Source organism: Pseudomonas kielensis, assembly GCF_014236655.1.
GTDB classification, from domain to species: Bacteria; Pseudomonadota; Gammaproteobacteria; order Pseudomonadales; family Pseudomonadaceae; genus Aquipseudomonas; species Aquipseudomonas kielensis.
Genome location: NZ_JACMYG010000006.1, coordinates 71,895 through 87,658 on the forward strand (window position 1 = coordinate 71,895; position 15,764 = coordinate 87,658).

Consider the following 15,764-nt stretch of genomic DNA (forward strand, 5'->3'; position numbering starts at 1 on the left):
GAGGCGCGAACCATGTCCCAATCGTCTATTAGCGCCGCTTCCTCGGCCAACGCTGCCCGTCGTGGCAGTGCCAGCTCGCGACGAATCCTGATCGTCCTCGGCTGGCTGATCTTTGCCCTGTTCCTGTTGTTGCCCCTGTTCATCGTGGTCTCCCAGGGCCTGAAGCTTGGCCTGGGCGCGTTCTTCGCTGCGATCTTCGAGCCCGACGCCTTGTCGGCGTTGAAACTCACGGTGATCGCGGTGCTGATCTCGGTGCCGCTGAACCTGGTGTTCGGCGTCAGTGCCGCCTGGTGCGTCAGCAAGTACTCGTTCCGTGGCAAGAGCATGCTGGTGACCCTGATCGACCTGCCGTTCTCGGTGTCGCCAGTGATCGCCGGCCTGGTCTATGTGCTGATGTTCGGCGCCCAGGGCCTGTTCGGGCCGTGGCTGCAGGACCATGACATCCAGATCGTCTTCGCCTTGCCGGGCATCGTGCTGGCGACGATTTTCGTCACCGTGCCCTTTGTCGCGCGTGAGCTGATCCCGCTGATGCAGGAGCAGGGCACGCAGGAAGAGGAAGCCGCGCGCTTGCTGGGCGCCAACGGCTGGCAGATGTTCTGGCATGTCACCGTGCCGAACATCAAATGGGGCCTGATCTACGGCGTGGTGCTGTGTACCGCGCGGGCGATGGGCGAGTTCGGTGCGGTGTCGGTGGTTTCCGGGCACATTCGCGGGGTGACCAACACCTTGCCGTTGCACGTCGAGATCCTCTACAACGAGTACAACCACGTCGCCGCGTTTGCCGTCGCAAGCCTGTTGCTGATCCTGGCGCTCTTCATCCTGCTGCTCAAGCAGTGGAGCGAAAACCGTATTAACCGCCTGCGCGCCAGCGCCGCGGAGGAATAATTCATGTCGATCGAAGTGCGTAACGTCAGCAAGAATTTCAACGCGTTCAAGGCGCTGGACAACATCAGCCTGGACATCCAGAGCGGCGAGCTGGTGGCTTTGCTCGGCCCGTCCGGCTGCGGCAAGACCACCCTGCTGCGGATCATCGCCGGGCTGGAAACCCCGGACCAGGGCAGCATCGTGTTCCACGGCGAAGACGTCTCCGGCCATGACGTGCGCGATCGCAACGTCGGTTTTGTGTTCCAGCACTACGCGCTGTTCCGCCACATGACGGTGTTCGACAACGTCGCGTTCGGCCTGCGGATGAAACCGAAAAACCAGCGCCCGAGCGAAAGCCAGATCGCCGCCAAGGTCCATGAACTGCTGAGCATGGTGCAACTGGATTGGCTGTCGGATCGTTATCCGGAGCAGTTGTCCGGTGGGCAACGCCAGCGGATCGCCCTGGCTCGCGCCCTGGCGGTAGAACCCAAGGTGCTGCTGCTCGACGAGCCGTTCGGGGCCCTCGACGCCAAGGTCCGCAAGGAACTGCGCCGCTGGCTGGCCCGCTTGCACGAAGACATCAACCTGACCTCGGTGTTCGTGACCCACGATCAGGAAGAGGCGATGGAAGTCGCCGATCGCATCGTGGTGATGAACAAGGGTGTGATCGAGCAGATCGGCTCACCGGGTGAGGTCTACGAAAATCCGGCCAGCGATTTTGTCTACCACTTCCTCGGCGACTCGAACCGCCTGCACCTGGGCGAAGACAACCATGTGCTGTTCCGTCCCCACGAAGTGTCGCTGTCGCGCCATGAACTGGAAGACCATCACGCCGCTGAAGTGCGCGACATTCGCCCCCTGGGCGCCACCACGCGGGTGACCTTGAAGGTCGAAGGCCAGAGCGAGTTGATCGAGGCCGAAGTGGTCAAGGACCACGACAGCCTGACCGGCCTGGCCAAGGGCGAGACCCTGTTCTTCAAACCCAAGGTCTGGCAAAAAGTCGCCAACCTGTAACAGCTACGCAGGCGGGTTCATTTCGATCCGCTTTGGCACCGTGCCACTTCAGGCACGGCCGTGGGCCCGGGTGCGCACCGGGCCTGCCCGCTGCTCGATCTGCTCCTTGAGGTCATGGCGCAGGCCCAGCAGGAAGGCCAGTTCGGCCACCACGAACAGCGGCCCGACGATCAACCCGCTGACATCATCGACAAACGCCGGTTTGCGTCCTTCGTAGTAATGCCCGACAAACTGGATCACCCACCCCAGCACAAACAAGCCGATGCCGCTGCCCAGCCACACCCCGGTGCTCTGCGCCGCCAGGACCTGGCCCAGCCATACGGACAGGCCGAGCAGCACCGTCATCAGCACGCCCAGGCGCACTTCCAGGCGTAGGTAGAACCACGCCGAGGCCAGGGCCACGAGCACTGCCGGCGACAGCCAGAGCCCGGCCACCGACCAGGACGGCCGCGACAGCAGCACCGCGACGGCCACCACAATCAACGGAATCCCGATAAAGTGGCTGGCGATATTGCGCGGGTCACGGTGGTAAGCGGCGTATTGACTGAGGTGGTCAACCAGGCTTTTCATTGTTATTTCCTCCTGTAGGGATGTTGATCATGCCCTGAGGCCCGTCGTTGCTCTGTCAGCCAGACGACAATCACTGTGGAGACTTCATGCAAATAGCGGCCTGGCGTGCCTGCCTGATGCAGGGGCAGTGGTTCAGCCACCTGCCATCCTGTCTTCAGGATAGCTTGCTGTCTTTGGCGCGCGTGCGGCACCTGTCCGCGGGGCAGCGTCTGTTCGGCCGTGGCGATCCGCCATGTGGCCTGTACGCCGTACTCGAAGGCGCGGTGCGGGTGGGGGCGGTGAGCGAGCAGGGCAAGGAGGCGTTGTTGAGCCTGATCGAAGCGCCGCACTGGTTCGGCGAAATCTGCCTGTTCGATGGCCAGCCACGCACCCATGATGCCTACGCGGTGGGTCCCTGCATCCTGTTGCAGTTGCCACAGGCCGCGTTGCTGGCCTATCTCGATCAGCAACCGCAGCACTGGCGGCAACTGGCGCTGTTGATGAGCCACAAACTGCGCCTGACCTTCATCAACCTTGAACAATTGACCCTGCTGGCGGCCCCGGCCCGGGTGGCGCACCGGCTGCTGATGATCGCCGATGGCTATGGCGAGATCGAGCCGGCGCGGCGGGTCCTGCAATTGCCGCAGGAGCAACTGGCCTTGCTGCTGTCGCTGTCGCGCCAGACCACCAACCAGATCCTGCGGGACCTGGAAAGCCAGGGCATTCTCAGCCTCGGTTACGGTGAAATCGAAATCCTCGATGCCTCGCGGTTGCGCGCGCTGGTGCAGCCGTGACGTGCCCGGTTGATCCGAAATAAGCGTTAGTGATGGGCTTTGGCCGCCAAGGCGCCTAGCCTGTAGCGACGAATAACCGAGGTGTGCCATGCGATTGTTGTTAGTGGAAGATGAACCGGAAATCGCCAAGGCGCTGGCCCAGGGCCTGAGCGAAGCCAGCTACACGGTGGATGTGGCCGACAACGGCATGGCCGGCCGGCGTTTCATCGAGACCGTTGAATACGACCTGATCATTCTCGACGTCATGCTGCCGGGCCTGAACGGCTGGCAACTGTTGCAACAGATCCGCCAGCTTGGCGCGACACCGGTGTTGTTCCTGACCACCAAAGACGGCATCGAAGACCGTTTGCGTGGCCTGGAACTGCATGAAGATGACTACCTGCTCAAGCCGTTTACCCACAGCGCCCTGGTGGCGCGGGTACGCAAGTTGCTGCGCCGCGATCGCGGGCGTTAAGCCACCGGTCAGCGGCAGGCGCATTCTATTCAGGGATTAGGCTAAGCTCTGTCTCATTAATGCATTGAATACGATGCATACGTATAGTTCTAGCAAAAATGCACTGTATAGGATGCAGGTTAGGCCCATGGAAAACCTTGGCGAACTGATCAGATCGCTGCGCAAAGAACGCAAACTGACGCAGCAGGCACTGGCGAGTCAGTACGGGATGAGCCGTGCCACTATCTCAGGCATCGAGAACAACTCCTTGTCGGAAATCGGTATCCGCAAGGTCGAAGCCATCCTTAACGGCTTTGGCTACGAGCTCACGGCGGTACCTAGACAATCCCGGCGTGCGACATTGGACAGCCTGAAAAAGGTCAACTTCCATGAGTAACGCGCTGGATAAGCAACGTTTGCATGTCAGTGTGTCCGGTTCTCCGGTAGGGACCCTCGGTCGCGGTCAATTGCGCGATGATTCAGTGTTCAGTTATGCCGACGACGCGCAGGAAACCCACGCCGTCTCGTTGACCATGCCCGTTCGCCTGGAGAGCTATGCCTGGGCGCGCGGATTGCCGCCGGTGTTTGAAATGAACCTGCCGGAAGGCGCGCTGCGTGAGGAACTGGTGCGTCGATTCAGCAAGGCGATTCGCGGCTTTGATGACTTCGCGCTGTTGGCGATCACTGGCCCTTACCAGTTGGGACGCTTGGGACTTTCCGAGATGGGCAGTGCCACTCCCCCACTCCCAGACACTCGCCTTGCAGACCTGCTGGTGCATGATGGCGCCCAAGGCCTGTTTGAAGACCTGTTGCACACTTATGGCCAGTATTCGGGGGTTTCCGGGGTGCAGCCCAAAGTGCTGTTGCGCGACAGTGCTGCCCCTATAGACCGGCTGACCCATCGAGGGGCCACCCATCTGGTCAAGACCTTTCGCCCGGAGGAATACCCGGAGCTGGCGGCGAATGAGTACTTCTGCATGCGCGCAGCGCTGCATTCGGGGCTTGATGTGCCTGGATTCGAACTGAGTGAGCGCGGGAAATTCCTGGTCGTCGAGCGTTTTGATCTGAATGACCAAGGCTACCTGGGCTTCGAAGATTTCTGTGTACTCAACGCCTGGCCTTCCAGGGCCAAATACGATGGCTCGTATGAAGGGGCTGCCAAGCAGATCAAGGCGTTCGTTTCTCCGCACTTGTTGGGCCAGGCCCTGGAGTCGTTCTTCAAGATTGTCGCGTTGTCGGCGGGCCTGAAAAATGGCGATGCACACCTGAAGAACTTTGGTGTGTTGTATCCCGACTGCAGTGCTGCGGCTCCCATCAGCTTCGCCCCGGCCTATGACATCGTCACCACCTCGGTCTATATCCAGACCGATAGCATGGCGTTGCTGTTGGGTGGCTCAAAAGCATGGCCCAAATACAAAATGCTGATGCGCTTTGGGCGCTCGGCCTGCAACCTGACCGAGGGCCGTTGCCATGAACTGTTGCAGCAAGTGGTTCATGGCATGGAGTTGGCGATGGTCGAGATGAGGGATTACATCCGCACCCATCGGGGTTTTGCCGAGATAGGCAAGGCCATGCTCGAGCAATGGCAGGCTGGCACTGAGCGCAGCCTGGTGAAAGGCTGATCAGCGCAACCCATCGCGAAACTGCCCCGGTGTCATCCCGGTCCAGCGCTTGAACGCGCGGCTGAAGCTGCTGGTGTCGGCGAATCCCAACAGATAACTGATTTCGCTCAGCGAGCACTGCGGGTCACGCAGGTGCAGCAGGGCCAGGTTCTCGCGGCTTTCATTGAGCAGGGTGTCGAAGCGACAGCCTTCGTCCGCCAGGTGCCGTTGCAGGCTGCGCAGGCTCAGGTGCAGGGCCTGGGCGATGCGTTCGGCGCTGGGTTCGCCTTCGGGCAGTTGCTCCTCGATGGCATCTCGCACCTTACGCTCCCAGGTCAGCGGCTTGAGTTGCGCCAGGGTGCGCTTGAGCACGGTCTCGTTGTGCTCGGCCAGTTCCGGGTTGGCATCGTCCAGGTGACTGTCGAAATCCTCCAGGGAAAACTCCAGGCGATCCTCTTCGGCGGCGAAGTACACCGGTGCGCGGAACACCTTGTGCCAGGGATGGGGATCGGCCGGCTCCGCACGTCGCAGGTACACCGCCAGCGGCGCGTATTCGCGGCCCAGGCGGTTGCGGCAGGTGCGCACATAGATCGCGGCGAAGGCATCGAGGGCTTCGGGTGCCGGTGCCGGGCTGCCGGTGGGGACTTTGAGGGTGAAGCAGTAGCGATCCTCTGCCCGGCTCAAGTGCAGTTCGAGGGCATCACTGACGACCTGGTGATAACGCACGATGCGCTCGAACACTTCGCGCAGGCTGCCACTGGCCACCAGCGCATAGCCCAGTGCGTGAAAGGTGGTCGGGCTGACGAACCGCGAGACCCGCAAGCCGATCGCCGGGTCGCCACTGGCCTGGACAGCCAGTTCCCACAGGCGCGTGGTGGCCGAGAGCGGATACCGCGCGTTGGGGTCGTCCATCAGTTGCGGGTCGAGCCCGGCTTGCCGGCACAGCACATCGCTGTCGAAGCCCAGGGCATCGAGTTGTTTGCGCAGGGCGCGGGTCCAGCTGGCGAGTGAGGTGGGTTCAATCATGATGATTGGCGCTTCCGGTCAACGGGTTGGCGTTCACAGCTAGCGCCCAACGCGACCGCACAGGGCAGGATGCGAACATCAATAACCAGAGGATGGAAGCATGCACGGTACTTCTGCAAGTCCCGAACGCCTGAATGCACAACAACGATCGGCGCATATTCGTGAAGTGGTGCTCGCCAAGGGCGTCGAACTGCGCCAGCGCTATCCGATCCTGCTGCACCAGGATGCGCTGGGCGCCGGGATCCTGGCCTTTGCCCTGGCCGGGATGGTCGGTTCGGCGGCGCTGTACATCAGCGGGCACATGGCCTGGTGGGTGTGCCTGCTGCTCAACGCGTTTTTTGCCTCGCTGACCCATGAGCTGGAGCACGACCTGATCCACAGCATGTACTTTCGCAAGCAGCGCCTGCCCCACAACCTGATGATGGGGCTGGTCTGGCTGGCGCGTCCGAGCACCATCAACCCGTGGATCCGCCGCCACCTGCACCTCAATCACCACAAGGTCTCCGGCACCGAAACCGACATGGAAGAGCGCGCCATCACCAACGGTGAGCCGTGGGGCATCGCCCGGTTGCTGATGGTCGGCGATAACCTGATGTCGGCCTTTATCCGCATGCTGCGGGCCAAGACCTGGGCGCACAAGCTGAGCATTGTCCAGCGCAGCCTCAAGGTCTATGCACCGTTGGCACTGCTGCATTGGGGCGCCTGGTATGTGTTCCTCGGGTTTCACGGGATCAACGCCATCGCCTGGCTGATGGGCGCTTCGGTGGCGTGGTCAGCGAACACCCTGGCGGTGATGCAGATGATCGATATCGCCGCCGTGGTGATCATCGGCCCCAACGTGCTGCGCACCTTCTGCCTGCACTTCGTCAGCTCGAACATGCACTACTACGGCGATATCGAGGCCGGTAACGTGATCCAGCAGACCCAGGTGCTCAACCCGTGGTGGATGTGGCCGTTGCAGGCGTTCTGCTTCAACTTCGGCAGCAGCCACGGCATTCACCATTTTGTGGTCAAGGAACCGTTCTACATCCGCCAGATGACCGTGCCGGTGGCCCACAAGGTGATGCGCGAGATGGGGGTGCGGTTCAATGATTTCGGGACCTTCGGCCGCGCCAACCGGTTTACCCGCAAGGAACAGGTGGCGGGGGAAGAGGTGCGTTCCGTGCGGGCTTGAGTGGTCGTTGGGCGCTCTCCATCGCGGCGTGTCGGGCCACTTCACGCCAGCGAGCCAGGCGTTGCGCTATTTAATATTCCATTACGGTCTTAATAAATAGCTTCTTATTCCTTAGCGAATATAAGTCTCATCCCTATACTCGATCAGGAACAGACACGCACAGGAGAGCTCCCCATGCGCAACGAATCAATCCGCTACCTGATTGTGCCGGGCTGGCAGGGATCGCCAGACGATCATTGGCAGACCCACTGGCAGAACAGTCTGCCGAACAGCGCACGGGTCGAGCAGGACGATTGGCTCACCCCTCGGCGTGAAGACTGGGTGGCGGCGCTGGCCGAAGCCATTGCTGCCGACAGCACGCCGGTGATCCTCATCGCCCACAGCCTGGGTTGCATCACCGTGGCCCATTGGGCGGCCACCGCACCCTTGCAGACGCTGCGCCAGGTGCGCGGGGCCCTGCTGGTGGCGCCTGCCGATGTCGAGCGCCCGGCGTGCGTGCCGGCGTTGCGCAATTTCGCACCGATTCCCACGGACCTGCTGCCATTTCCCAGCCAGGTCGTCAGCTCCGACAACGACGCTGCCGTGAGTGCGCCGCGCGCGCTGGAGCTGGCGCGTAACTGGGGCGCCGAGGCAGGCATCCTGGCAGGTGCCGGACACATCAACGTGAAGTCCGGCCACCATCGTTGGGAGCAGGGGTTCGCTTACCTGTATCGCCTGCAGAACCGCATGGAACACCACGCCCTGCGTCGCGCCTGATCGTCCCTTTCAATTCAACGCCCCCGTCCGCCGGCGGTCTTGGGCGGGAGCCTGCCATGAGTTTGCATGAAACCTTCGGTCAGCCATTGCTGACCTTTCCCGACGCAGAAAAAAGTCCGTTGAGCATTCGTGCCAAGGCGCTGGTGTTCGTCGACCCACGTTCGCGCACCTTGCGCCAGGAGCTTGAGCAACTGGCACCGCGTGCGATATCGGTGTTGATTCACGGGGAAACCGGCAGTGGCAAAGAGTTGCTGGCACGCCACATTCACCGGGCCAGTGACCGCGGTGGTTTGTTCGTCTCGGTCAATTGCGGCGCCATCAGTCCGACCTATGCCGATGCCGAGTTGTTCGGTTATGCCGGTGGCAGTTTCAGTGGCTCGGCCAGCAGCCGCGCCGGCTGGTTTGGGTCGGCCAATGGCGGGACCCTGTACCTGGATGAAATCGGTGACTTGCCGTTGCCGATCCAGATCAAGTTGCTGGCGGCCCTGGAGAATCACGAAGTCACCCGGGTCGGTGCCCAGCAGCCAAGCCCGGTCGATGTGCGCCTGGTGGCTGCCACCAGCATCGACCTGGCGCAGGCGGTGGCCGCCGGCAAATTCCATGAGCGGCTCTACCACTACCTCAGCGAAGGCCAGTTGCAATTGCCGGCGCTGCGCGAGCGGGTGGGCGACATTCAATCGCTGGCCGAGTATTTCCTCGGCATCTACAGCCAGCGCCTGGGGCTGCCGGTGCCCTTTATCAGCGACGCGGCGCAGCAGGTGCTGGAGCAACACAGTTGGCCGGGCAACACCCGTGAGCTGGAGAACGTCATTCACTTTGCGTTGCTGGTCAGCAGCGGTGACGAGATTGCGCCGCAGCATTTGAACCTGCCAGCCACCGAGCCGCCGTTGCAGTTGATTGAGCGCTGGGTGGAGCAGTGGGTACACAGTGGTAACCGCGAACCGTTGGAACGATTGAAGCAATTGTTGGCGCAAGTGTGATCGAGGGGTGTCAGCCGGATGCAGGTGTTTTGCTGGCTGGCTCGCATTTGTTATTCACTTAAGGAATATGTACTTCGATAAAAAGTATTTTTACGGCATAAAAAATCCCGGTATTGTCCGCTTCACGCCAGCAATAGCGTTTTACTGGCACCTCACTTTTAAGCCGTTGTCGACAACGACAAATAAGGACACTGCATGAAAAAGGTTCTGTTGTTTACCGCACTCGCGGCTGCCCTGACGGCTGGCCTGGCCCAGGCCGGCGAGAAACTGGTGGTTGCGGCCACTCCGGTACCGCACGCCGAGATTCTCGAATTGATCAAGCCAACCCTCGCCAAAGAAGGCGTGGACCTGGAAATCAAAGTCTTCACCGATTACGTACAACCGAACGTACAGGTCGATCAGAAGCGTCTGGACGCCAACTACTTCCAGACCCTGCCGTACCTCAACAGCTTCAACGAAGGCAAAGGCACTAACCTGGTGACCGTGATCGGCGTACACGTCGAACCTTTCGGCGGCTACTCGAAGAAAGTCAAAACCCTGGCTGAGCTCAAGGACGGCGCAACCATCGCCATCCCGAACGAAGGCAGCAACAGCGGTCGTGCGCTGATCCTGCTGCAGAAAGCCGGCCTGATCGAATTGAAAGACCCGAAAAACGCCCTGGCCACGCCAAAAGACATCGCCAAGAACCCGCACAACTTCAAGTTCAAGGAACTGGAATCGGCCATGCTCCCGCGTGTGCTGGATCAGGTCGACCTGGACATGATCAACACCAACTACGCGCTGGAAGCGGGCCTCAACCCGGCTAAAGACGCCCTGGTGATCGAAGGCGCGGATTCGCCTTACGTGAACTTCCTGGTGGCCCGTCCAGACAACAAGGACAGCGTCGCGATCCAGAAACTGGCCAAGGCCCTGACCAGCCCTGAGGTGAAGGCATTCATCGCCAAGAAGTACAGCGGCGCGGTCCTGCCGGCGTTCTGATCACGCGATAAACCCCTTCTAGGTTTGAACGCCGACGGCTTATGCAGCGTCGGCGTTTTTTTTTGCCTTTATCGCGCAAGCCGGCCAGCCGGTGCAGGACGTGTGCGGGTGTGACGGATCAGACACGAAACTATCCACACAATGTGTCAGGATATCGGCCACTTAGCGCCCAAGTGGCCTGCCCCCGACGCCATTCGATGGATTGAATCCCGCCGATTTCCAGCTGTCCATGGAAGCGACGCCATTTGATGTGTGCCGTTGGATGCGTCGTAGCCACCCTGATCTAAGCTCAGCAGTCGTTCACCGCACATTCGTCCGCAACACGCAAAGGAGCCTGCATGGCTGGTCCTGGATTGAGATTTATCGTTGGCCTGAGTGTGTTTGGGCTGCTGACCGCCTGCGGCGACAAGCCAGCGGTCGAGAAGGAGCGCCCCAGGGTGTTCGTGCAAGAGGTCAAGCTGGCAGATCACGCCCCTTCCGTGACCCTGACCGGGGACGTGCAGGCGCGGGTCCAGACCGAGCTGTCATTTCGGGTGGCGGGCAAGATCATCCAGCGCATGGTGGATGTCGGTGATCGGGTGACCGCCAAGCAGGTGCTCGCCCGGCTCGACCCCAAGGACCTGCAGACCAGCGTCGATTCGGCCCAGGCCCAGGTGGTCGCCGAGCAGGCGCGGGTCAAGCAGGCCGCTGCGGCCTTTGTGCGTCAGCAAAAACTCCTGCCCAAGGCCTACACCAGCCAAAGCGAATATGACACGGCCCAGGCGGCGCTGCGCAGCAGCCAGAGCGCATTGGCCGCGGCGCAGGCGCAGTTGGCCAACGCCCGTGAACAACTGAGCTACACCGCTCTGATTGCCGACGCACCGGGGATCATCACCGCACGCCAGGCCGAAGTTGGCCAGGTGGTGCAGGCCACGGTGCCGATTTTCAGCCTGGCCCGCGATGGCGAGCGGGATGCGGTGTTCAACATTTACGAGTCCCTGTTGAGCGAACCACCGCAGGACAGAACGGTGGAAGTCAGCCTGCTCGACAACCCGAAGATCAAGACCACCGGCACGGTGCGCGAAATCACCCCGGCGGTGTCGGCGCAAACCGGTACGGTGCAGGTCAAGGTCACCCTCAGTGAGCTGCCCGAAGGCATGCGCCTGGGCTCGGTGGTCAGTGCCACGGCCAATGTGCCAGGCAAGGCGGCGGTCGAACTGCCGTGGTCGGCATTGACCAAGAACCTCAGCGATCCGGCTGTTTGGCTGGTCGACGGCCAGGGCAAGGCCCAGCTCAAGACCGTCACGGTCGGTCGCTACCTGTCCGGCAAGGTGATCATCAGCGACGGTCTGAAAGATGGCGAGAAAGTCGTCACCGCCGGCGGCCAGTTGTTGCACCCCGATGTGTTGGTGGAAATCGCTACCCCTTGCGCAAGCTCACCGCAATTGCCAGGAGCCCAGCCATGAAGCGCCTGGTGATGTTGCTGGCGGCCGGCGTGGTGCTGGCTGCCTGTTCCAAGAAAGAGCCGCCGCCGGAACCGGTGCGCCCGGTGCTGTCGATCGAAGTGCGCGCCTATGACCAGGAAAACCTCGGGCGTTTCGCCGGGAGTATCCAGGCGCGTTTTGAAAGCAATACCGGGTTCCGGGTACCAGGGCGCATCGCCAGCCGCAACGTCGATGTCGGCAGCGAAGTGGAGAAGGGCACCTTGCTCGCGACCCTCGACCCCACCGACCAACAGAACCAGTTGCGCGCCAGCCAGGGCGACCTGGCGAAGATCGAGGCGCAACTGATCAACGCCCAGGCCAATGCGCGGCGCCAGCAGGAACTGTTCAACCGTGGCGTGGGCGCGCAAGCCCAACTGGACGCGGCCCAGACCGACCTGAAAACCACCCAGGCTTCACTGGACCAGGCCCGGGCCGCCGTCAGGCAGTCCCAGGACCAATTGGCCTACACCGAGTTGCGCACCGACCATCCCGCGGTTGTCACGGCCTGGAACGCCGAGGCCGGACAAGTCGTGACCGCCGGCCAGCAGGTGGTGACACTGGCCCGGCCCGACATCAAGGAAGCGGTGATCGACTTGCCCGCGGACCTTGCCGAGCAGTTGCCGGCCGACGTGGTGTTTGTGGTCGAGGCGCAACTCGATCCGTCGACCCAAACCACGGCGATCATTCGCGAAATCGAACCCCAGGCCCAAAGCGCGACCCGCACTCGTCGCGCACGCCTGACCCTGGCCGAGACGCCAGCGGGCTTTCGCCTGGGTACGGCCATCAGTGTCACCCTCAGCTCGGCCATCAAGCCGCGCATCGAGCTGCCACTTGCCGCTGTGCAGGATGTCGACGGCAAATCGCGGATCTGGGTAATCGACCCACAGAACCAGACCGTTTCCCCACGGGATATCACCCTGCTCGGCCGTGGTGCCGACAGCGTGATCCTGGGGGGCGGGGTGAAGAATGGCGAACGTGTGGTCAGTGCCGGTGTGAACAGCCTCAAACCGGGGCAAAAAATCAGAATCGATGAGGACAGCCCGCGATGAAAGGGAGTTTCAACTTATCCGAATGGGCCCTCAAGCATCAGTCATTTGTCTGGTACCTGATGTTCGTCGCCTTGTTGATGGGGGTGTTTTCCTACCTCAACCTGGGCCGCGAGGAAGATCCCTCGTTCACCATCAAGACCATGGTCATCCAGACCCGCTGGCCGGGTGCGACCCAGGAGGAAACCCTCAAGCAGGTGACCGACCGCATCGAGAAAAAACTCGAAGAACTCGACTCGCTCGACTACGTGAAAAGCTACACCCGTCCGGGTGAATCCACGGTCTACGTGTACCTGCACGACACCACCAGCGCCAAGGACATCCCGGAAATCTGGTACCAGGTGCGCAAGAAGATCGGCGATATCCAAGGCAGCTTCCCGCAGGGCATCCAGGGCCCGTCGTTCAACGACGAGTTCGGTGATGTGTTCGGCTCGGTGTTCGCCTTCACCGCCGATGGCCTGTCGATGCGCCAGTTGCGCGACTACGTCGAGCAGGCCCGTGCCGAGATTCGTGATGTGCCGGGGCTGGGCAAGATCGAGATGGTCGGTCAGCAGGACGAAGTCATCTACCTGAATTTCTCCACCCGCAAACTGGCGGCGCTGGGCATTGACCAACAGCAGGTGGTGCAGAGCCTGCAGACCCAGAACGCCGTGACCCCGGCCGGGGTGATCGAGGCAGGACCGGAGCGGATTTCGGTGCGGACCTCGGGGCAGTTTGCCTCGGAGAAAGACCTGGCGACGGTCAACCTGCGCCTCAATGATCGTTTCTACCGCCTGGCCGACATCGCGGAAATTACCCGTGGCTACGTCGACCCGGCCGCGCCGATGTTCCGTTTCAACGGCCAGCCCGCCATTGGCCTGGCCGTGGCGATGCAGAAGGGTGGCAACATCCAGGAATTCGGCAAGGCGCTGCACCAGCGCATGGAAGAACTCACCGCCGACCTGCCGGTGGGCATCGGCGTGCACAAGGTCTCCGATCAGGCCGAAGTGGTGGAGGAGGCCGTTGGCGGCTTTACCAGTGCACTGTTCGAGGCCGTGATCATCGTCCTGGTGGTCAGCTTCATCAGCCTGGGGCTGCGTGCGGGGCTGGTGGTGGCCTGCTCGATTCCGCTGGTGCTGGCGATGGTCTTTGTGTTCATGGAGTACAGCGGCATCACCATGCAACGGATTTCCCTGGGCGCGCTGATCATCGCCCTGGGCCTGCTGGTGGATGACGCGATGATCACGGTGGAGATGATGGTCACGCGCCTGGAAATGGGCGAGACCAAGGAGCAGGCGGCCACATTCGCCTACACCTCGACCGCGTTCCCGATGCTCACCGGGACCCTGGTGACCGTCGCCGGTTTTGTGCCGATCGGCCTGAACGGCAGCTCGGCGGGGGAATACACCTTCACCCTGTTCGCGGTGATCGCCGTGGCAATGCTGGTCTCGTGGGTGGTCGCGGTGCTGTTTGCCCCGGTGATTGGCGTGCATATCCTCAGCAGCAAGGTGAAGCCGCATTCCGCGGAGCCCGGGCGCGTTGGCCGGGCCTTCAACGGTGGCCTGCTGTGGTGCATGCGCAATCGTTGGTGGGCCATCGGCATCACGGTGTTGTGCTTCGTGCTGGCGGTGTTCTCCATGCGGTTTGTGCAGAACCAGTTCTTCCCGTCATCGGATCGCCCGGAGATCCTGGTCGACCTCAACCTGCCACAGAACGCCTCGCTGGATGAAACCCGCAAGGTGGTCGACCGTCTCGAAGCCACCCTCAAGGGCGACCCGGACATCGTGCGCTGGAGCACCTATATCGGCCAGGGCGCGATTCGTTTCTACCTGCCCCTGGACCAGCAACTGCAGAACCCGTACTACGCCCAGTTGGTGATCGTCAGCAAGGACTTCGAAACGCGCACGGCCCTCAGCCAGCGCCTGCGTGAACGTCTGCGCCAGGACTTCGTGGGCGTCGGCAGCTATGTGCAGGCGCTGGAGATGGGCCCGCCCGTGGGCAGGCCGATCCAGTACCGGGTCAGCGGCAAGGACATCGATCAGGTGCGCAAACACGCGATCGACCTGGCCAGCGAGTTGGACAAGAACCCGCATATCGGCGAGATCATTTTCGACTGGAACGAGCCGGGCAAGGTCCTGCGCATCGACATTGCCCAGGACAAGGCGCGTCAACTCGGGCTGTCGTCCGCCGACGTGGCGAAGCTGATGAACAGCATTGTCAGTGGCTCGACGGTGACCCAGGTCGACGATGACATCTACCTGATCAACGTTGTCGGTCGCGCCGTGGATGCCGAGCGGGGCTCGCCGAACACCCTGCAGAACCTGCAGATCGTCACCCCGAGCGGGACCTCGATCCCGCTGCTGGCCTTTGCCACCGTGCGCTACGAACTCGAGCAACCCTTGGTGTGGCGTCGCGATCGCAAGCCGACCATCACCATCAAGGCGGCGGTGCGCGACGAGATCCAGCCCACGGACCTGGTCAAGCTGCTGAAGCCGGACATCGAGAAATTCGCCGCGACGTTGCCGGTGGGCTACAAGGTTGCCACGGGCGGTACGGTGGAGGAGAGCAGCAAGGCCCAGGGGCCGATTGCCAAGGTCGTGCCACTGATGCTGTTCCTGATGGCGACGTTCCTGATGATCCAGTTGCACAGTGTGCAGAAGCTGTTCCTGGTGGCCAGCGTCGCGCCGCTGGGCCTGATTGGCGTGGTGCTGGCGCTGATCCCGACGGGCACGCCCATGGGCTTCGTGGCGATCCTGGGGATCCTGGCGCTGATCGGGATCATCATTCGCAACTCGGTGATCCTGGTGACCCAGATCGAGTCCTTCGAGCGCGACGGCTACTCCCCCTGGGATGCCGTGGTGCAAGCCACCGAGCACCGCCGTCGACCGATCCTGCTGACGGCGGCCGCCGCGAGCCTGGGCATGATCCCGATTGCCCGGGAAGTGTTCTGGGGGCCGATGGCCTACGCCATGATCGGCGGGATCATCGTTGCCACCTTGCTCACGCTGCTGTTCCTGCCAGCGCTGTACGTGGCCTGGTACAAGATCCAGGAGCCGGCTAAAGAGGCGGCATGATCGGCGGACCGCACAATCCGTGTGGGAGCGGGC

General features: G+C 62.0%; 15 protein-coding genes. 13 read left to right on the top strand and 2 right to left on the bottom strand.

Translation table 11 applies throughout. The annotated features are described in order from the left end of the window. Positions 1-12 precede the first annotated feature (12 nt). Together cysW and H7995_RS07910 are read left to right on the top strand one after the other, a co-directional pair. The gene (gene cysW / locus H7995_RS07905) at positions 13-885 is read left to right on the top strand and encodes a sulfate ABC transporter permease subunit CysW (protein ID WP_159993088.1); all 873 of its coding nucleotides are present in this window, start codon (positions 13-15) and stop codon (positions 883-885) included. Between the two features lie 3 nt (positions 886-888). Further along, positions 889-1,878: a sulfate/molybdate ABC transporter ATP-binding protein gene (locus H7995_RS07910; RefSeq protein ID WP_185818210.1), complete on the top strand. Its 990-nt coding sequence runs from the start codon at positions 889-891 to the stop codon at positions 1,876-1,878. Between the two features lie 48 nt (positions 1,879-1,926). Here H7995_RS07910 and H7995_RS07915 read toward each other — a convergent pair whose 3' ends face one another. After that, on the bottom strand, positions 1,927-2,448 hold the full coding sequence (locus tag H7995_RS07915) for an Mpo1 family 2-hydroxy fatty acid dioxygenase (RefSeq protein WP_185818211.1): 522 nt from the start codon (positions 2,446-2,448) through the stop codon (positions 1,927-1,929). 86 nt (positions 2,449-2,534) lie between these two features. Between H7995_RS07915 and H7995_RS07920 the strand changes: the two genes are divergently transcribed. The 4 genes from H7995_RS07920 (at position 2,535) to H7995_RS07935 (ending at position 5,276) form a co-directional block, all read left to right on the top strand. After that, positions 2,535-3,221 (top strand): Crp/Fnr family transcriptional regulator, encoded by a 687-nt coding sequence (locus tag H7995_RS07920; RefSeq protein ID WP_166590259.1) that lies wholly within the window; start codon positions 2,535-2,537, stop codon positions 3,219-3,221. A gap of 88 nt (positions 3,222-3,309) precedes the next feature. Further along, entirely contained in the window at positions 3,310-3,675 is a 366-nt protein-coding gene (locus H7995_RS07925; protein WP_166590260.1) for a response regulator, read from the top strand. A gap of 127 nt (positions 3,676-3,802) precedes the next feature. Further along, positions 3,803-4,051: a helix-turn-helix domain-containing protein gene (locus tag H7995_RS07930; RefSeq protein WP_166590261.1), complete on the top strand. Its 249-nt coding sequence runs from the start codon at positions 3,803-3,805 to the stop codon at positions 4,049-4,051. Next, on the top strand, positions 4,044-5,276 hold the full coding sequence (locus H7995_RS07935) for a type II toxin-antitoxin system HipA family toxin (RefSeq protein ID WP_166590262.1): 1,233 nt from the start codon (positions 4,044-4,046) through the stop codon (positions 5,274-5,276). Before H7995_RS07930 ends, H7995_RS07935 begins: the two co-directional genes overlap by 8 nt. Here H7995_RS07935 and H7995_RS07940 read toward each other — a convergent pair whose 3' ends face one another. Next, on the bottom strand, positions 5,277-6,281 hold the full coding sequence (locus tag H7995_RS07940; RefSeq protein WP_182343050.1) for an AraC family transcriptional regulator: 1,005 nt from the start codon (positions 6,279-6,281) through the stop codon (positions 5,277-5,279). 100 nt (positions 6,282-6,381) lie between these two features. Here H7995_RS07940 and H7995_RS07945 point away from each other — a divergent pair, with 100 nt between their 5' ends. The 7 genes from H7995_RS07945 (at position 6,382) to H7995_RS07975 (ending at position 15,731) form a co-directional block, all read left to right on the top strand. Continuing rightward, a complete protein-coding gene (locus tag H7995_RS07945; protein ID WP_185818212.1) occupies positions 6,382-7,455 on the top strand; it encodes a fatty acid desaturase in 1,074 nt (357 codons plus the stop codon). A 174-nt stretch (positions 7,456-7,629) separates the two neighbouring features. After that, positions 7,630-8,211 (top strand): alpha/beta hydrolase, encoded by a 582-nt coding sequence (locus H7995_RS07950; protein ID WP_182343054.1) that lies wholly within the window; start codon positions 7,630-7,632, stop codon positions 8,209-8,211. Between the two features lie 56 nt (positions 8,212-8,267). Further along, entirely contained in the window at positions 8,268-9,191 is a 924-nt protein-coding gene (locus tag H7995_RS07955; RefSeq protein WP_182343056.1) for a sigma 54-interacting transcriptional regulator, read from the top strand. Between the two features lie 195 nt (positions 9,192-9,386). Then, a complete protein-coding gene (locus tag H7995_RS07960; protein WP_166590267.1) occupies positions 9,387-10,169 on the top strand; it encodes a MetQ/NlpA family ABC transporter substrate-binding protein in 783 nt (260 codons plus the stop codon). A gap of 338 nt (positions 10,170-10,507) precedes the next feature. Then, positions 10,508-11,614 (top strand): efflux RND transporter periplasmic adaptor subunit, encoded by a 1,107-nt coding sequence (locus H7995_RS07965; RefSeq protein ID WP_182343057.1) that lies wholly within the window; start codon positions 10,508-10,510, stop codon positions 11,612-11,614. Next, positions 11,611-12,681, top strand: a complete 1,071-nt coding sequence (locus tag H7995_RS07970) for an efflux RND transporter periplasmic adaptor subunit (protein WP_185818213.1) — start codon at positions 11,611-11,613, stop codon at positions 12,679-12,681. Before H7995_RS07965 ends, H7995_RS07970 begins: the two co-directional genes overlap by 4 nt. After that, positions 12,678-15,731 carry an efflux RND transporter permease subunit gene (locus H7995_RS07975; protein ID WP_166590270.1) on the top strand — a complete coding sequence of 1,018 codons (3,054 nt, stop codon included), beginning with the start codon at positions 12,678-12,680 and terminating at the stop codon, positions 15,729-15,731. The genes H7995_RS07970 and H7995_RS07975 overlap by 4 nt, the downstream gene beginning before the upstream one ends. Positions 15,732-15,764 lie beyond the last annotated feature (33 nt).

Coding starts and splice junctions, on each gene's coding strand:
- H7995_RS07975 (WP_166590270.1), top strand. CDS start 12,678: ATGAAAGGGAGTTTCAACTTATCCGAATGGGCCCTCAAGCATCAGTCA.
- H7995_RS07950 (WP_182343054.1), top strand. CDS start 7,630: ATGCGCAACGAATCAATCCGCTACCTGATTGTGCCGGGCTGGCAGGGA.
- H7995_RS07960 (WP_166590267.1), top strand. CDS start 9,387: ATGAAAAAGGTTCTGTTGTTTACCGCACTCGCGGCTGCCCTGACGGCT.
- H7995_RS07955 (WP_182343056.1), top strand. CDS start 8,268: ATGAGTTTGCATGAAACCTTCGGTCAGCCATTGCTGACCTTTCCCGAC.
- H7995_RS07940 (WP_182343050.1), bottom strand. CDS start 6,281: ATGATTGAACCCACCTCACTCGCCAGCTGGACCCGCGCCCTGCGCAAA.
- H7995_RS07930 (WP_166590261.1), top strand. CDS start 3,803: ATGGAAAACCTTGGCGAACTGATCAGATCGCTGCGCAAAGAACGCAAA.
- cysW (WP_159993088.1), top strand. CDS start 13: ATGTCCCAATCGTCTATTAGCGCCGCTTCCTCGGCCAACGCTGCCCGT.
- H7995_RS07935 (WP_166590262.1), top strand. CDS start 4,044: ATGAGTAACGCGCTGGATAAGCAACGTTTGCATGTCAGTGTGTCCGGT.
- H7995_RS07915 (WP_185818211.1), bottom strand. CDS start 2,448: ATGAAAAGCCTGGTTGACCACCTCAGTCAATACGCCGCTTACCACCGT.
- H7995_RS07910 (WP_185818210.1), top strand. CDS start 889: ATGTCGATCGAAGTGCGTAACGTCAGCAAGAATTTCAACGCGTTCAAG.
- H7995_RS07945 (WP_185818212.1), top strand. CDS start 6,382: ATGCACGGTACTTCTGCAAGTCCCGAACGCCTGAATGCACAACAACGA.
- H7995_RS07925 (WP_166590260.1), top strand. CDS start 3,310: ATGCGATTGTTGTTAGTGGAAGATGAACCGGAAATCGCCAAGGCGCTG.
- H7995_RS07970 (WP_185818213.1), top strand. CDS start 11,611: ATGAAGCGCCTGGTGATGTTGCTGGCGGCCGGCGTGGTGCTGGCTGCC.
- H7995_RS07965 (WP_182343057.1), top strand. CDS start 10,508: ATGGCTGGTCCTGGATTGAGATTTATCGTTGGCCTGAGTGTGTTTGGG.
- H7995_RS07920 (WP_166590259.1), top strand. CDS start 2,535: ATGCAAATAGCGGCCTGGCGTGCCTGCCTGATGCAGGGGCAGTGGTTC.